The 15,999-nt window shown below is 41.4% G+C and carries 17 protein-coding genes and 1 rRNA gene; 15 read left to right on the top strand and 3 right to left on the bottom strand.

All coding sequences use genetic code 11. The features are described 5' to 3' along the window. The first annotated feature begins 46 nt into the window (after positions 1-46). The 11 genes from BLT41_RS09250 (at position 47) to BLT41_RS09200 (ending at position 8,853) form a co-directional block, all read left to right on the top strand. A complete protein-coding gene (locus BLT41_RS09250; RefSeq protein WP_092160471.1) occupies positions 47-820 on the top strand; it encodes a fumarylacetoacetate hydrolase family protein in 774 nt (257 codons plus the stop codon). 198 nt (positions 821-1,018) lie between these two features. Continuing rightward, positions 1,019-1,852: a 30S ribosomal protein S2 gene (rpsB, locus tag BLT41_RS09245; protein WP_092160451.1), complete on the top strand. Its 834-nt coding sequence runs from the start codon at positions 1,019-1,021 to the stop codon at positions 1,850-1,852. 2 nt (positions 1,853-1,854) lie between these two features. Then, positions 1,855-2,487, top strand: coding sequence for a translation elongation factor Ts (tsf, locus tag BLT41_RS09240; RefSeq protein ID WP_092160448.1), 633 nt, complete (start codon positions 1,855-1,857; stop codon positions 2,485-2,487). Next, positions 2,456-2,782 carry a hypothetical protein gene (locus BLT41_RS09235; RefSeq protein ID WP_092160446.1) on the top strand — a complete coding sequence of 109 codons (327 nt, stop codon included), beginning with the start codon at positions 2,456-2,458 and terminating at the stop codon, positions 2,780-2,782. The genes tsf and BLT41_RS09235 overlap by 32 nt, the downstream gene beginning before the upstream one ends. 143 nt (positions 2,783-2,925) lie before the next feature. Then, the gene (gene pyrH, locus BLT41_RS09230) at positions 2,926-3,654 is read left to right on the top strand and encodes a UMP kinase (RefSeq protein WP_092160444.1); all 729 of its coding nucleotides are present in this window, start codon (positions 2,926-2,928) and stop codon (positions 3,652-3,654) included. Further along, on the top strand, positions 3,647-4,204 hold the full coding sequence (gene frr, locus BLT41_RS09225) for a ribosome recycling factor (RefSeq protein WP_092160442.1): 558 nt from the start codon (positions 3,647-3,649) through the stop codon (positions 4,202-4,204). The genes pyrH and frr overlap by 8 nt, the downstream gene beginning before the upstream one ends. A 4-nt stretch (positions 4,205-4,208) precedes the next feature. Then, positions 4,209-4,904: a polyprenyl diphosphate synthase gene (gene uppS / locus BLT41_RS09220; RefSeq protein ID WP_092160440.1), complete on the top strand. Its 696-nt coding sequence runs from the start codon at positions 4,209-4,211 to the stop codon at positions 4,902-4,904. Between the two features lie 228 nt (positions 4,905-5,132). Next, on the top strand, positions 5,133-6,854 hold the full coding sequence (locus tag BLT41_RS09215) for an SH3 domain-containing protein (RefSeq protein ID WP_092160438.1): 1,722 nt from the start codon (positions 5,133-5,135) through the stop codon (positions 6,852-6,854). A 24-nt stretch (positions 6,855-6,878) separates the two neighbouring features. Further along, positions 6,879-7,091: a hypothetical protein gene (locus tag BLT41_RS09210; protein ID WP_092160436.1), complete on the top strand. Its 213-nt coding sequence runs from the start codon at positions 6,879-6,881 to the stop codon at positions 7,089-7,091. 4 nt (positions 7,092-7,095) lie between these two features. After that, positions 7,096-8,208, top strand: a complete 1,113-nt coding sequence (locus BLT41_RS09205) for a hypothetical protein (protein ID WP_092160434.1) — start codon at positions 7,096-7,098, stop codon at positions 8,206-8,208. Between the two features lie 12 nt (positions 8,209-8,220). Further along, the gene (locus BLT41_RS09200) at positions 8,221-8,853 is read left to right on the top strand and encodes a hypothetical protein (RefSeq protein ID WP_092160432.1); all 633 of its coding nucleotides are present in this window, start codon (positions 8,221-8,223) and stop codon (positions 8,851-8,853) included. An 85-nt stretch (positions 8,854-8,938) separates the two neighbouring features. On the opposite strand, the gene BLT41_RS09195 is transcribed toward BLT41_RS09200, so the two are convergent. Continuing rightward, entirely contained in the window at positions 8,939-10,300 is a 1,362-nt protein-coding gene (locus BLT41_RS09195) for a nickel/cobalt transporter (protein ID WP_092160429.1), read from the bottom strand. Positions 10,301-10,545: 245 nt separating this feature from the next. Here BLT41_RS09195 and BLT41_RS09190 point away from each other — a divergent pair, with 245 nt between their 5' ends. From BLT41_RS09190 to BLT41_RS09175, 4 genes are all read left to right on the top strand, one after another. After that, complete coding sequence (locus BLT41_RS09190; RefSeq protein WP_092160427.1) at positions 10,546-11,139, top strand: TetR/AcrR family transcriptional regulator; 594 nt, start codon at positions 10,546-10,548, stop codon at positions 11,137-11,139. Positions 11,140-11,179: 40 nt separating this feature from the next. Then, the gene (locus BLT41_RS09185) at positions 11,180-12,196 is read left to right on the top strand and encodes a TRAP transporter substrate-binding protein (RefSeq protein ID WP_092160424.1); all 1,017 of its coding nucleotides are present in this window, start codon (positions 11,180-11,182) and stop codon (positions 12,194-12,196) included. Between the two features lie 134 nt (positions 12,197-12,330). Further along, positions 12,331-12,819: a TRAP transporter small permease gene (locus BLT41_RS09180; RefSeq protein WP_244512238.1), complete on the top strand. Its 489-nt coding sequence runs from the start codon at positions 12,331-12,333 to the stop codon at positions 12,817-12,819. Position 12,820: 1 nt separating this feature from the next. After that, positions 12,821-14,134, top strand: coding sequence for a TRAP transporter large permease (locus tag BLT41_RS09175; protein ID WP_092160422.1), 1,314 nt, complete (start codon positions 12,821-12,823; stop codon positions 14,132-14,134). Positions 14,135-14,292: 158 nt separating this feature from the next. Here the strand turns inward: BLT41_RS09175 and rrf are convergent. After that, positions 14,293-14,407 (bottom strand): 5S ribosomal RNA (gene rrf / locus BLT41_RS09170). A 139-nt stretch (positions 14,408-14,546) separates the two neighbouring features. Beyond that, complete coding sequence (locus BLT41_RS09165; RefSeq protein ID WP_092160418.1) at positions 14,547-15,830, bottom strand: diguanylate cyclase; 1,284 nt, start codon at positions 15,828-15,830, stop codon at positions 14,547-14,549. Positions 15,831-15,999 lie beyond the last annotated feature (169 nt).

The following is a 15,999-nucleotide window of genomic DNA, read 5'->3' as shown; positions in this document are numbered from 1 at the left end:
GCTACGTTGTCACAATTATAATTAAAAAACAGCTTAAAGGGTTAAAATGAAAGTATTCAGAATTAAACATAACGGGGCTATCTTTTACGCAACATTTGAAGAGGGAGATGTTTTCAAGCCGCTCCTGTCAAAAAATGGTAACCAAAACGCATTTCCGATATCTGAATGCACAATACTTCCGATTGCTGTCCCTTCAAAAATAATATGTGCAGGTCTTAACTATAAAGAACATGCACGTGAACTGAATATGGACCTCCCGGAAGAACCCCTGATATTCCTTAAGCCACCATCCTCAGTAATAGGTAACGGCGGTAAAATCATCATTCCGGCCATGTCCGAACAGGTTGACTATGAAGGCGAACTGGCAATTGTAATAGGTCAGGCCGGGAAAAACATACTGCCTGAAAATGCAGCAAAGCATGTATTCGGATATACTTGCGCCAACGACGTAACGGCTCGAGATCTACAGAAGAAAGATAAACTTTTCGCACGGGCTAAAGGATTTGACACTTTTGCCCCGATAGGCCCCTGTATCGAAACAGCAGTTGCCGATCCTAACTCTTTAACACTGAGAACCAGTGTTAACGGTAAAGTCAGGCAGGAAGGAAATACATCAGATATGATATATAGCCCTTCGGAACTTATCAGTTTTATTTCGCATGTCATGACTCTCACCCCGGGCGATGTTATTTTAACAGGCACCCCGCCGGGAATCGGAACTTTATCAGCTGGAGACTCGGTCGAAGTCGAAATTGAAGGAATAGGAATCTTAACCAATACAGTGGTAAAAGATGAGTCGATCCGGACTCCTGTTCAATAATACGAGGGCTTGGGTAAAAGGGTTAAACCCGACAGTTTCAAACTATTTTTTTTTTGCTCGCACCAAGGGTTGATTTCAAATCAATTTTCCCGTAGTTGTGCGTAGCTAAATTCGCACATTCCGGTCGAATAAGGGTGCTTCACAATTGTTGTGAAGTCTGTTGATGCCGGGATGGAAGAAAAACCCAGGAGAATTATTATGGCATATGTAACTATGAAACAGATGCTGGAAACAGGCGTTCATTTCGGTCACCAGACCCGTAGATGGAATCCAAAAATGCGTCCTTACATCTTCGGCGCACGTAACGGAATCCACATCATGGACCTCCAGCAGACTGTTAAGCTTTTCCGTAAAGCTCACGATTTCATTGCTGACTCTGTCGCAAAAGGTGGAAAAGTTCTTTTCATCGGTACTAAGCGTCAGGCTCAGGAAGCAGTTGCAACTGAAGCTACCCGTGCAGGTATGTTTCATGTAACACATCGCTGGATGGGTGGAACTCTTACCAACTTCCAGACAATCAAACGCCGCATTGATCGCCTTAAAAACCTTGAAGAAATGTTCGAAGACGGTTCCATCAAACGTTTCCCAAAAAAGGAAATCGTAATGATGGGCCGCGAGGTTAAAAAACTTACCCTCGCACTCGGCGGCATTAAAGACCTTAACGGTGCTCCTGCTGTCGCATTCGTCATTGACCCCAAGCGTGAACATATTGCTATTCTCGAATGCCGCAAACTCGGTATCCCTGTAGTTGCTGTTGTTGACTCAAACTGCGACCCGGACATGGTTGATTATATCATCCCCGGTAACGATGACGCTATCCGTGCCATTAAGCTTTTCGCAGCTCACATGGCTGATGCTTGTCTCGAAGGCGCTGCTCGTCGTAAAGAAGACAACGAAATTGCAGAAGAAAAAGTTAAAGCAACTGAAAAAGCTGTTGCTCCTGAAACTAAAGTTGAAGAAGCTAAAGCTGAAGCAACTAAAGCTGCCGCTCCTGAAGCTAAAGCTGAAGCAACTACTCCGGAGGCTGTTTAGTCATGGCTGCTGTTACTGCTCAGATGGTAAAATCCCTGCGCGAAAAAACTGGCGTAGGCATGATGGATTGCAAAAAAGCTCTTGCTGAATGTGATGGAAATGAAGAAAAAGCTATCACATACCTTCGCGAAAAAGGACTTTCAAAGGCAGCTAAAAAAGCTGGCCGTGCTACAAGTGAAGGACTTATCGGTTCTTACATGCACAGCAACGGCAAACTCTCCGCTATCGTTGAAGTTAGATGTGAAACAGACTTTGTTGCTAAATCCGACCAGTTCATTCAGTTGACCAAAGACGTTGCTATGCAGGTTGCTGCAACCAGCCCTCTTTGTGTCAGCCCCGATGAACTTCCTCAGGATATTCTTGAAAAAGAAAAAGCAATTTACCTGCAGCAAGCAATTGCTGAAGGCAAACCTGCTAATATCGCTGAAAAGATCGTCGTTGGACGTATTCAGAAATACTACAAGGAAGTCTGTCTCCTTGAGCAGCCTTTTATTAAGGATGACAAGAAGACAATCAAAGACATCCTGAACGAAACAATCGCTATTCTCGGTGAGAATATGCAAATTGGACGATTTGCCCGCATCAACCTTGCTGAAACAGCAGATGGTGCAGCAGAAGAAGCCGAAGAAGAATAAGACGGAATATAAAACGGGCCGCAAGGCCCGTTTTTTTTGCCCGATTTTTAAAAACTCGGCAGAGCTCTTGCCGAAGGACGAGATTGGTAGAAAACTACTTCCCTATATTGCCTTAAAACCACGCAGGAAACACCCGAACCGGAAGCCAGCACAATCCGGATTTATGGAGATATCAGCGATGGAAAATATTTCAGCTCAAATTCAATACGAACTAACAACCCGTAAGAATTTGAGTTTTTTTAGGGAACAATTTTACCATGCCGAGTTTATTGAAGCAGATTCTCTGTTATCATAAAACTCATACAGATTTTTTAAAGCAATAGTTAATGCTAACCGGAAGCATTAGCGGGGAACTCTTTCCCTCTGCTCAGAATTAGGCTTATCCGGATCTGCTTCTACTCATAACCGGACAAAGTCCGCGGAAAAACGGGGTAAACTATGGACAAATTGCACTATTCACGAGTAATGATCAAACTCAGCGGTGAAGCTCTCGCCGGAGATCAGCAATTCGGTATTGAGCCAGCAGCAATCAGCAAATTCTGTGGAGAAATTGCAGCTGTAGCCAAAACCGGAGTACAGGTCGCTTTGGTTATCGGCGGAGGTAATATTTTTAGAGGTTTATCCGCTTCCGCTAAAGGAATGGATAGATCTTCAGCCGATTACATGGGAATGCTTGCAACTGTCATGAATGCCCTTGCTGTTCAAGACGCACTGGAAAAACTCGACTGTGACACACGAGTATTATCCGCAATTCCAATGCAGGCTGTTGCCGAACCATATGTCCGCCGCAGAGCGATTCGCCATCTTGAAAAAGGACGCGTAGTTATTTGTGCTGCCGGAACCGGAAACCCCTTTTTCACAACGGATACAGCCGCGGCTCTTAGAGCAATGGAATTAAAAGCTGAAGCTATTATCAAAGCTACCAAAGTTGACGGTGTCTACGATAAAGACCCTATGAAACATTCAGATGCAGTAAAATTTGAATCTATCACCTATATTGAAACTCTTGAGAAAAGACTCGGGGTTATGGATTCCACAGCTATTTCATTAGCTATGGATAACAACCTGCCCATCATTGTCTTTAACCTTTTTGAAGAAGGAAACATCACAAGGGTAGTTAAAGGTGAAAAGATCGGAACAATAGTCCATGGAGGAAATAATGATTAAAGAAGTTATGTCAGATGGCATTAAAAGAATGGAAGGCGCTCTAACCAGTCTCAGTGGAGACTTTGTTAGACTCCGCACAGGAAGAGCTTCAACCGGACTGATTGATCATATTATGGTCGATTATTATGGAACTCCTACTCCAATCAACCAAGTGGCTTCAGTAGCTGTACCGGACTCCCGTACCATTACTATTCAGCCGTGGGATAAAGGAGCTTTTGCTCTGATTGATAAAGCTCTGCTTAAATCAGACTTGGGCTTGAACCCTGTTAACGACGGAAAAGTTATTCGTATCTGCATTCCGCCTTTGACAGAAGAACGCCGTAAAGAACTCGTCAAGGTCGCTAAAAAATTCACTGAAGATTCCAAAATAGCCATCCGCAATGTCCGCCGCGACTTGAACGACAGCTTTAAAAAATTGGAAAAAGATAAAGACATCAGTGAAGACGATTTGCATAAATCTCAGGATGATGTGCAAAAACTTACAGATGAATTCATCAAAAAATGTGATGAACTCTTTTTAGCAAAAGAAAAGGAAATTCTGGAAATATAACATAATGATGCCCCGACATTTAGCCATCATAATGGATGGTAACGGTAGATGGGCAAAGGCTCGTGATCTGTCGCGCAGCGAAGGTCATAAAGCCGGCACTGAAGCAGCGAAAGCTATTGTCACCCAATGTCGCAGACTCGGCATTAAGCATCTGACTCTTTACACCTTCTCCAAGGAAAACTGGGCCAGACCTAAGGATGAAATAGCTCAACTCTTCAACCTGCTGACAGTTTTTTTGAAAACTGAACTGGTTAACCTGTGTGAACAGGATATACGCCTTAAAATTTTAGGTGAACTTTCAGAGTTTCCCTTCGGCGTAAAGCAGGTTGTTGCCCATACCATAAAAAAGACTCAGCATTGTAGCTCGATGACATTAAACCTTGCATTGAATTATTCAGGCAGGGATGAATTAGTGCGGGCTTGTAGAAAAATGATATCTTCGGGACTGAGAGAAGATCAGGTAACCGTTGAAACCCTTTCTGATAATTTATATACAGCCGGGCAACCGGACCCTGATTTAATTATCCGCACCAGCGGAGAAAAACGGCTTTCTAACTATCTATTGTTTCAGGCCGCATACTCCGAACTGTATTTTACTGATATTTACTGGCCGGACTTTAATTCAGAGGAACTGGATAAGGCCCTGGCAGAATTCACTAAAAGACAGCGTAGATTTGGTAAAACCGGCGAACAAGTGTAAATATATACCTTAAATATAAGGTTTATAGCCCCTCACAGTTTAAAAACTATGAGGGGCTTTTTCTTTTATAAAAACTATCCTCAAGACTTAAAAAAAAACTACACCTCTTTATTTTATTCATAAAATATGCGAAATTAAAAGCCAATCTAGGAAGATTTTTTTACATTTAGATTTTCTTTATAAAGCCTACCGTAACTATAAAACAGATCTTTTCGGGGAGATTTTTTTATGTGTTTAAAAATATTGACCAGCATGATAATTTCTTTCAGCCTAATTTGTTCCGGTTGCATTCCCCAGCAAAAACCTTCACCTCAAAACTCAATTCAGAGCCAAACAGCAACGCAGACTGTAATAATTACACCTATAGTAACAGGTACCGCTGTTTTAAAAAGTAATGTACGAGAAAAAGCGGCTTCAGAATCGCCTGTAGTGGATATTTTGCCGAAAGGAACTCAAGTTGAACTCATCGGTAAACAAAAAAACTGGTATCGAGTTAAACGCACAGATAATTCTAAATCTCCTGGCTACGTCTTCCACAAGCTCATTAATCTTGATTTTGAAAACTACCTAGGAACAAGAGGGAGAAACAAAGAAGCTGTATCAATCCACAACTCCCCGTCAACACACTCAAAAACAGCTTTGGAATTAGCACCGAATACTGAATTTGACATCTTGGGTGTCGAAAATAATTTTTACAAAATTAGAGGCGATTATTTTGAAGGGTTTGTAATTGCAGAACTATGCGTTGCCGACCCCGAAAACCCAATCGCAAAAACTGAAACAATCAGTCGCAGCTCTTCAACCGGCACTAAATCCAAAACGATATACAGCACAACTTCAACGACTCAAAAAAAACCCACGACAACCTACAATTCTTCTCCCCACCCCAAAAAAACAACTAAAAGAACAACACAAAGTTCAAACAATGCCCTGAATCTTTTCGGAGCTTTTGCGGCGGCTCTGACCGGAACAGCCCCCGACCGAAGAACTTCGACTCAGGTAAAAAGTGAGGATGATGCTTTAAAAGAAATTCTTAAATCCGTGAGTACTTCAAAAGAACTTGCTAAAAAAACTGTAGAAATCAGAGAACAGATGCTTCGTGCACTAAATGAGACCAGAGCTCTTCAGTCACTTGTCGGTGCTACAGTTTCCACCATGAATCAAAATTATAAAACAGCAATAGATACAGCTCAAGGTGTATGCTCAACAGGGATGGAAAAAATTTCTATCAAGGCATTTATTAATGACTTATCTTACGAGCCGACAAATTCAATTGAAGGCGCTTCCGTAAAAATAGCTGAAAATGCTAAAATGCTCAGCAGCTTGGAAAGACAGATTAAGGTTGAAGCTGATTCCTTCTCTAAACTTAATGCGAGTCAGATTCAAAATATGGACTCAATAATTAAATCATTTTCAAATAACCTTCATGCGTCAAATGCAATGTATGATTTCAGTATTGATAAATCCGGCAACGTTATTCTCGGGATAGACAGAGCCGTTAACGCTTACGAAGAAAAATCCGGCCCACTGACTGTGGAAGCTACCAAACAGATTGGAATTCTTACTATTTCTGGAACTCAACTAGTAGCGCAAATCAGTAACGCTCAATCTAATCCAGTACAAGCGCTCACTGTTCTGCCACGCATGATGGAAATACAAGAAGAGTTATCTGATTTGACCACCCTGCTTTCTGACTTCAAAAATGATTACGATTACATTGAAAAAAATTCAGCTCTTATTGCTAAACAAGGGGCCGACATAAGTAGAATTATTATGACAGCCCGTCGCAAAAACACTCAGATAACAACAACACTTGAGTCTTATTACGAAAAAAAATTAGCACTCAGCAAAAGATTAAAAGATTCTTATTCGCGCCAGACTCAGGAAGGATTTAAGATGGTGGAAAAGAAAGCTGACTCTGTAGCATTGGCAGAAGATCTTCTTGATTAACTAAAAAAGACCAAAGAGGTTAACATGAAAAAAATTACACTTATTATTCTATGTATGGCTACAATGTTACTTCTCGTCAGCTGTGGATTCAAAAACGCTGACACAGCCCGAAACTCGATGCGTGATGTGAACAGTTCCGCAGGTGAACTAAAAAATGAAACGGAATCATCACAGCAGTGTACCGAAGAACTGAAAGAAAAGGAAAAAAGTGATTCAATAGAAGAGCACAAGTGGTAAGAGTATGACTCGTAAACTATGCTATGTCCTTGCTCTGCTTTGTATTTTGCTACCCTCCTCGCAGGTTCAGGCAAAAGATCTCTATTTAATGGCTCCAGCCATCGGCAAAGTTAAAAACAAAGAAAAGGACAGGCATAAAGATGAGCTGAACAAGATTCTTAGTAATAAAGATTTCAAAAAAGAACTTAGAAAAGGCATTTTAGGATTTCTGAAAAGAGCCGCCATCAAAAACGATGGCATCAACATCAAACGAGCGGGTTTCGATACTAAATTCGATGCCGGGGCCATCCTGATTCCATTATTATTTGTAGATAATGTTATCTCATTTGTTGATGAATTTGGTTCTGCGGAACAAAATCTCTATAAGGGAACTGTTTATATCGGCATAAATTTTCTAATTTTTCAAGCTGAATCCGAATCCCTTGTATACTCTGTCCCGTTGATCGTGTCTGTTCCCTATTTAAACAAGACAAAAAGTTTCAGTCTTGAACCTCTTGCCGGGCAGATACGCTCAGCAATAGTGACCTTCTTTACTGACCGCAAAACACTTAAACCGAATGCACATGAATCACTGGTGAACTGCCTTGCAGACATGGAGTATCTTTTTACAACAAAAACATGTTCCGTTTCCGGCATAAACATTTCGCAAGGAACTCTCAAAAGAATTGAAAATTCAAAAAAATATTCTGCTCTCGCGGAGATGCTTACAGCACAGGCTCTCTCCGAAGAACATCTTGTACTACCCGCGAAATCAAGATTTCCGGCTATACGCAGAGGTCTTCATGCCGCAGTGTCTATGTTCGGAGTATCATTTCAACAAGGGACCGAAAAAGGTTTCTCTGAACGCGACAATGTCTATCAGACAAAAATGCGTATGCCTAAACCGGAAATTAAGTATACGCTGACCATCAAAACCGGAGTGAAAGACGTGGATCTAGGTCCATACACTGAGCGCAATTACACCACAGCTTGTTACCTCGAAGGCGGAGGAGATAAAATTAAATGTATAAAAGGGATACAAATACCCGTTTCCAAAAGACACACCAAAGTCTCGGACGTACATTTCTACAACAGCCTGATCAATGCTTTGTCAGACATTGATTCATGCACACGCTAAGGAACATCTTTTATGAAAAAAACACGCTTTGTCATATTCAACATTACTTTCATACTGCTGCTATTCACTGCATCATGCGCTTTTAGCGGACAGGACGGCTTCAAGGTTTATGAAAAATCCGGCAAACCGACTATTGTTTTTTCCTTGGTGCCTAGAATAAAAAATGAAAATCTTTCACTCCAAGAATGCGATAATCTCATTCGAAACCTGAATAAATCCCTGCAACAAGAATTTAATGAAGCTGGATTTGAAACCCACAGGGACAGAATGATCACGGGATTTCTTTTAGATTCATGCAAAAGATCCTACGCCACGCAACAACAAACCGTAACAGAAGATGAAATTATCGCCATTGCACGGGATAACGCGGTTGATTACGTAGTTATCGGGCTTTCAGAAATTTCTATCACCTTTGATGAAGATTACGAGCAGTACACAGCTCTTGTCGATATCAATGGAGATTTTCTCGGAGTTGAAAATGATCCCCCGGTTTCATATGCAATGAATCTTACAGGTGAATACATGCATCCTGATAAGGATCGGCTCATAAAACTTGCCCTGATCGACATCTCCAGAAAAATTTCCAGACTCAGAACAATCGATACAGTGCTGAAACACTGGGAACGCAACGCTAAGAAAAAATAGCTGATTCTGATATTTATGATTATAAACCGGGCTTGCTTTTAAAAAGACAGCCCGGTTTATTTTATGCGAAATTACACAATAAATATTATGGGAAAAATTTCAAAATTCCGCCGGCGTGTAGAGCATTCAGAGCAATTGCTATTCCTGCAACCATAACGAGCCCTGCACTTACAACTGGCAAATTTTCAATCCATCGGCGTGAACCTGCGAACTTCTCAGATAATTTTGAAGCCTTAACCGTTAAAATTCCGATAAAAATAAGTACGGCAGCAAGACCGAGACTAAATGCCGAGATCAACATAAGCCCGAAGGCAATACGCCCCAATGCAACCGCCGCAAGCAATACAACAAGAGCAGTAGGACAAGGAACCATACCTCCCGCAATTCCAAGGCTTAACATGGACCACCACGATAACGATTCACTTCCCTCTTTCGACTCATGATCATGATGGTGATGATGTCCATGCAAAGCTCGTTTCGCAAGCATCAGATAACCCACCAAAAAAACCAGACCTCCTGAAAAAGCTCCTAGCCAAGGATACAGATCACCCGGCAAAAAATACCTTGATAGTAATAAAGCTATCAATCCTAGCACGATAACACTGGCGACATGGGTAATGGTAACAATTATGCCCAGAGTAAAAGCATCTTTAATTTTGCCACTACGACCGATCAAATAGGCCGCAACCATAGCCTTACCATGTCCGGGACTTAAAGCGTGACCCATTCCTAAAACGAATGCCAGTCCGAGAGCAAACAAAGCCGCTCCGGTTCCTAAATTTTCTCTTGAAAGATATTCCCGCAAAGCAGCCTGACTTGAATCTTCCTTCGGTTCCGGCGCAAGCCCCTTATCTGAACCAGGATTATTGCCGGAATTCAGAATAGATTTAGATCTCTCATCGCCTGTTGCAACACTTGTAAAAATAAAGTTCAAAGTTCTAGAATTAGCGGAGGTAGCAACTTTGCTGACACTCGGATCTGCCTGAACAAACCACTTCAGCCATTTAAGCTCTCCGGCCTTAAAATTATTATCTGAAACTTTTAGTTCATGACTCTCTGAATTATCCTCAATCGCAACGGAATAAATCATATTTGCTCGCAAACCATTATTATATCCTCCGGTCGCTGGTGCTACGGAGTCATAATAAAGATCCATAACAACAGGCTTACCGTCTAAAATAACTTCTATATTCGGATACAGAATTTTATGAATTGCCCGCGCCAGCTCAGCTTCTTCCGAAGAAGTAACTTTACCATCACGATCAGAATCAGGAACAAGCGTTGCTGTTATGGATGGTCCAATAGCCGTTCTATAAATGATTAAAATACGTGTCCCTTCATTCTGAATAGTAGTCTCTTGCACAACCTCGCCAAGCGGATGCGCTGAAAGCGAAAAAGGAGCCAGACACATAACAAATAGCACAACACTCAACCAAACAAATCTCATTTAATTTGAACCTCATTTTTATCGCTAATATATGAAATCAAACATAACAGAATAATTAAAAAGAAACGAACTGCGTTTAACTGACAAGTCAATAGATAAGTAACTCATTATCAACCACAATAGTACACCAGAGAACTCTGACGAATACCCTTGACAGCTTTGTACCTCAAAGCTATACCTCGTAAAACATGACCAACGGTCATTTTGTGACCATCGGCCGCAACAATGTTTGTGGAGAAAGCCAAATGGCTAGAAAACAACAAGAAAAATCTAAACAAACCAAAAAAGAATTAATGGATTCTGCCGAAGAACTTTTCGGATTAAAAGGATTCATAGCAACAACTGTAGCCGAAATTACAACTCATGCAGGCTATTCAAAAGGAAGCTTTTACCGGCACTGGGTGAGCAAGGATAAACTGTTCTTAGAAATAGTTGAAAACAAACTCGCAGCATATCGAAGCTCAAGAGATAACCGGCTGGATGAAGCTCAAAGTCTTGAAGAAGTCATGCACATTATCTGGGATTTTTTGGAAATAATTGTACGCGATTATAATTGGGCAAAAGTTTTTCTCGAATTTACAGTCTATGCCTCACGCATCCCGGAATTACGTGATGATTTAGGCCTCAGTCAATATCGATTATCTGAAACAGTTTTTGCGAACTTGGTCGGAAAATTCATTGAAACAGACTACCCGCCTGAAAAATTAGGTGCATTCAACACCGTTCTTTTTGAGGGCTTCATGGTTCAGAATGCTCTTGAAACCGGAATTGTAAATTTGAAAGATGTTCGCGAGGCAGCTGTTACTCTTGCTTTAGCAAATGGACTTAAAAAAAATTAGCAGCTTAAATTTAAAGACAACCGCTCTTCATGGAGAAATCATGAAAAAAATACTCTTTTCGATCATAGCCTTAGTCATCGGCTTTTCCGCACTGCCGCTATCAGCGAATGCAGAAACCATCACCCTCACCTACTCGAATTTTTTCCCGCCTACCCACGTTCAGTCGAAACTTGCTCAGGCATGGTGTGATGAAGTTGAAAAACGTACAGACGGCCAAGTTCGAGTCTCTTACTTCCCGGGTGGAACTCTCACCAAAGCGAAGCAGTGTTATGATGGTGTTGTTGAAGGCATCTCCGACATCGGGCTTTCAGCTCTCGCATATTCACGCGGACGTTTCCCCGCAATGGCTGCCGTTGATCTTCCATTAGGTTATAAATCCGGCGCGGCAGCAACAAAAGTCGCCAACGAAGTATTCGAAAAATTTACACCAAAAGAATTTGACGATGTTGCCCCCATGTACTTCCATGCACATGGCCCCGGACTGCTTTTCACTGCAAAAAACCAAGTAAAGACTTTAGAAGATATAAATGGATTAAAATTACGCGGCACAGGCAACTCTGGAAAATTAATCAAAACTCTCGGCGGCGCACCTGTCGCGATGTCCATGCCGGACTCTTATCAGGCCATTCGTAAAGGCGTTGTAAGCGGCGGGATGTATCCGATGGAAAGCAATAAAGGGTGGAAAATGGCAGAAGTCGTTGATTATTGCACACTTGATTTCCCTGTTGCATACACTACAACCTTTTTTGTTGTTATGAACAAAAGCAAATGGAACTCAATCCCAACTGACCTTCAGCAAATTATCACTGAGATCAACAAAGAATGGGCTGTTAAACATGGTCAGGCTTGGGATGAAAGTGATGCAGCCGGTAAAGAATTCTTTGTTTCTAAAGGCGGAAAGTTCATCACTATGAGCGAATCTGAAGGCAATATTTGGAAAGAAAAAGCTTCCCCAATGATGACAGAATACATCAAAAAGACTGACAGCAAGGGACTGAAGGGAAAAGAAATCCTCGATTTCACAGTAAGTTCACTCGCAAAATGCAATAGCAAATAAAGCATTCTCATATAAGAAAGTTATATTATTTTAAAGAAATAAAAGTTCAAGACCGCACACCATTAATGTGAGGTCTTGAACTTTTTTACAGAATAAAGAACATAAAGCCTTCCACGTTTATAACGGAGAAACCTGTGAGCGAATTAAAAATTTCAACCTTTGTTAACAAGCTTGAGGGCGTACTGAAAAATATTGCAGCCTTTTGCCTTATCAGCATGGCACTGCTGACGGGGGCAGACATTATATCCCGTGGAGCATTTGGCTCTCCTATTTTCGGGGTTGAAGAAATCGTTGCGGTGTTAGCGGTGTTAACCATCGGCCTTGCTCTGGGATACACCCATTCGCAGAAAAGTAATATCGGTGTGGAATTCTTAGTCAGCAAATTTAATAAAAAACTCCGCCATAATATTCGCTGTGGAACCAATATTACAAGCGCTATACTTTTCGGAGTGGTTACGTGGAGACTGGTTCTTTACGCTCAAAGCCTAAAAGCCGCGGGTGAAGTTACCATGACTCTGGAATTGCCCACCTATATGATAATCTACGCGCTCTCGTTCGGATTTGCCTGCTTCACTCTGACTCTACTTAAAGAAGTAGCCGAACATCTTCTGGGGGAAAAGTAATATGGAACCGAGTACTGCCGGAATCATCGGAGTTCTAGTAATGCTGGCACTTTTTCTAACCCGCATGCCAGTTGCCTATGTAATGACACTCGTGGGTTTTAGCGGATTTTCAATCCTCATATCTATGAAAGGAGGATTGAATTTATTATCCAGAAGCTTTTACGACTCATTTTCTTCATACAGTCTAGCTACAATTCCTCTTTTTATTTTAATGGGGCAGCTTGCTTTCAATAGCGGCATAAGCCGCAAGCTCTACCGGGCAGCTTACCATTTCCTCGGAAATATTCAGGGCGGATTAGCAATGGCAACAGTGGCCGCATGTACTGCCTTCGGAGCTGTCTGCGGCTCAAGTCCGGCCACAGCGGCTACAATGGCGACTGTTGGTATCCCTGAAATGAAACGATATGGATATGCAAATTCCCTCGCAGCTGGCTCAGTAGCATCAGGCGGAGGACTTGGAATGATAATGCCGCCTAGTGTAGTTCTTATCGTTTACGGTGTTCTGACCGAGCAATCTATCGGCGCGCTGTTCATGGCAGGAATAATTCCATCATTTGTTCTTACCGTACTTTTTATTATCGCAATAGCTATTCAGTGTCACAAAAATCCTGATCTCGGCCCTAAAGGTGAAACATTCACTTTTGTTGAGAAGATGCGCTCACTTGTCGGACTTGCTGACACTTTCGCAATATTCGGGTTGGTAATCGGCGGCATGTTTTATGGATTTTTCACTCCGAACGAATCTGCCGCAGTCGGTGTTCTTGGTATCCTCGCTCTTGGAATCATCAAACGACAGCTGACATGGCAGGCTTTTGTGAATTCTCTTCACGAAACACTACGAACATCCTGCATGGTTCTTCTGCTAGTAGCCGGAGCTGTTATATTTGGTAAGTTTTTAGCTGTTTCAAGAATCCCTTTCAATGTGGCAGAATGGACAGCGTCGTTTGACCTGCATCCACTTATCATCATGACCATGATCCTTAGCATATATTTCATAGGCGGATGTTTCATGGATGCTCTCGCCCTGATAATGCTCACAATCCCTGTTTTTTATCCTGTAGTAATGGCACTTGGATTTGACCCGATCTGGTTCGGAATAATCATCGTTCTGGTAACACAGATAGGAGTTATCACTCCGCCAGTTGGAATTAATGTCTATGTAGTTTACGGAATGGCGCAAAAGTTTGAACCATCAATTACTCTTGAAGAAATATTTAAGGGAACCATTCCATTCCTACTAGCTATAATAGTTGGACTTATTCTGTTCGCTATCTTCCCGCAAATTATTTTGTTTTTGCCGGAAGCTATGTATTAAAGACAAAAACCAGCAGCACGGTTCATTAACCGCTTAGAATAAAAACAAAAGGGTTTCTCACTTCAAATGAGAAACCCTTTTTTAATGCTTAATCGAAAAAACTTTACAACAAAAAACCCGGTACATAAAATATGTACCGGGTTTTTCTAAAAAAAAAGTCCTTGCGACGACCTAGTTTCCCACCAGCTACCTGGCAGTATCATCGGCGATGGAGGTCTTAACTTCCGAGTTCGGAAAGGGATCGGGTGTGGCCCCTCCTCAATGGTCACAAGGACAAATATCAAAAATATTTGTAATCACCATGAAGGTGTTTTTCTTAAAGAACGCATCTTGCTGAAGCAAGAGAGCAATAACTATAGAAAGCGCTGCACTCTGTCAATAACTATAAAATATTCTTTGAAAACAAATCCTCTTAATCACTATAAGACACCTGATTACGTCCACTGTCTTTGGCATCATACAACATCTTGTCAGCAACAAGGACCATTTCATCTAAAGAAGGCATCATCGTGGAGCAAACACCGATACTTACTGTTACAAAAATTTCATGCTCACCCACTTTTATGATTTTATTATCGATGTCATCCTTAACACTGTCAAAGACATGCTTAATTTCCTCAGGCTTCATATCTGCACACAACAAACAAAATTCATCGCCACCGTAGCGAGACACAACATCTCCCTTACGAAAACGACTAGCCAACAAATCAGCAACATCTTTAATGACTTCATCCCCGACAATATGACCATAAGTGTCATTACAATTTTTAAACTCGTCAATATCGATCATGGCAGCCACCATAGTAGCCCCGCTGCGCTGCTGCTGAGAAAAAAGCTTTTCACCAAATTTAAAAAATGAACGCCTGTTGCAAATTCCGGTAAGATAGTCGATCTCAGACATTTCTTTTATTGTGCTGATATACTCGGAATTTTCAATATTATGAGAGACTCGGCAGTAAAATTCTTCAACAAGAAACGGTTTATGAATATAATCATTAGCCCCGGCTTTCAAAAAATAAGCTGAAGTGGTAGCCCCGCCAACCCCGGACAACCCAATTATAGGAAGAGCTGACTTTGAAAATTTACGACGAATCTCTTTTACAAGAGTCAAGCCATCCATTATCGGCATATAATGATCAGCAATGACGAGACGAATCTCATTATCAGAATTAATCAAATCCAAGCCCTCTTGCCCGTTCACAGCTTCGATAACCTGAAAATTGCAGACATCGAGTAAGGCTCGACAAAGATTTCGGCTAGTACTGGAATCATCTACGACAAGAACCTTGGTATTAATATTCTTTCTAAGCCTGTCCACTAAATTTATGACATGCTCAATGTTTCCGAAATTTTCCTTGGGTACATAGTCAACAATACGTTTGGCCCACATGATATCACGTAGATCATCACTAAGTTCCCCAGTAAACACAATAGATGGTATATTCTTGCTTACAACCAGATCAACAATCTCTCCGTTGGGAGCATCAGGTAAGTTAATATCCAGCAAGGCTGCAAAAAATTCACATTCATTATTATTAAGAAATTCTTCAGCACTAGCGTAATCACCAAACACTAAACTTTCAACGTTCAGACTAGATTTTATGCATCTTTTAAGAATACCAGAAAAAGTCATGCTATCTTCGACTATAAGAACTTTCATAGGCCGAGAAGAGCACTCAATTATTTTTTTAGCCATAACTCCCCTGTATAGTACTATTGAAAACACGCAAACTATACACTCAAAAACATTCAATCACAAATAAAAGAACATACCATAAAAATATATTACCGACATTTTGCGCCTTCGCCCCCCCCCCAATCGACGCACGCAAAAAGACCCGTACATTAACATGTACGGGTCTTTT

Source organism: Maridesulfovibrio ferrireducens (genome assembly GCF_900101105.1).
GTDB lineage: Bacteria > Desulfobacterota > Desulfovibrionia > Desulfovibrionales > Desulfovibrionaceae > Maridesulfovibrio > Maridesulfovibrio ferrireducens.
Note: the sequence above shows the minus strand (reverse complement) of the source record. Positions and strands in the feature narration are given on the sequence as shown.

Bases quoted from the DNA above. Each gene is read 5' to 3' on its own strand.
- BLT41_RS09175 (WP_092160422.1), top strand. From the start codon at position 12,821: ATGGAACCGAGTACTGCCGGAATCATCGGAGTTCTAGTAATGCTGGCA.
- BLT41_RS09200 (WP_092160432.1), top strand. From the start codon at position 8,221: ATGAAAAAAACACGCTTTGTCATATTCAACATTACTTTCATACTGCTG.
- BLT41_RS09235 (WP_092160446.1), top strand. From the start codon at position 2,456: ATGGTGCAGCAGAAGAAGCCGAAGAAGAATAAGACGGAATATAAAACG.
- BLT41_RS09250 (WP_092160471.1), top strand. From the start codon at position 47: ATGAAAGTATTCAGAATTAAACATAACGGGGCTATCTTTTACGCAACA.
- BLT41_RS09185 (WP_092160424.1), top strand. From the start codon at position 11,180: ATGAAAAAAATACTCTTTTCGATCATAGCCTTAGTCATCGGCTTTTCC.
- BLT41_RS09205 (WP_092160434.1), top strand. From the start codon at position 7,096: ATGACTCGTAAACTATGCTATGTCCTTGCTCTGCTTTGTATTTTGCTA.
- BLT41_RS09195 (WP_092160429.1), bottom strand. From the start codon at position 10,300: ATGAGATTTGTTTGGTTGAGTGTTGTGCTATTTGTTATGTGTCTGGCT.
- uppS (WP_092160440.1), top strand. From the start codon at position 4,209: ATGATGCCCCGACATTTAGCCATCATAATGGATGGTAACGGTAGATGG.
- frr (WP_092160442.1), top strand. From the start codon at position 3,647: ATGATTAAAGAAGTTATGTCAGATGGCATTAAAAGAATGGAAGGCGCT.
- BLT41_RS09210 (WP_092160436.1), top strand. From the start codon at position 6,879: ATGAAAAAAATTACACTTATTATTCTATGTATGGCTACAATGTTACTT.
- BLT41_RS09165 (WP_092160418.1), bottom strand. From the start codon at position 15,830: ATGGCTAAAAAAATAATTGAGTGCTCTTCTCGGCCTATGAAAGTTCTT.
- tsf (WP_092160448.1), top strand. From the start codon at position 1,855: ATGGCTGCTGTTACTGCTCAGATGGTAAAATCCCTGCGCGAAAAAACT.
- BLT41_RS09215 (WP_092160438.1), top strand. From the start codon at position 5,133: ATGTGTTTAAAAATATTGACCAGCATGATAATTTCTTTCAGCCTAATT.
- BLT41_RS09190 (WP_092160427.1), top strand. From the start codon at position 10,546: ATGGCTAGAAAACAACAAGAAAAATCTAAACAAACCAAAAAAGAATTA.
- pyrH (WP_092160444.1), top strand. From the start codon at position 2,926: ATGGACAAATTGCACTATTCACGAGTAATGATCAAACTCAGCGGTGAA.
- rpsB (WP_092160451.1), top strand. From the start codon at position 1,019: ATGGCATATGTAACTATGAAACAGATGCTGGAAACAGGCGTTCATTTC.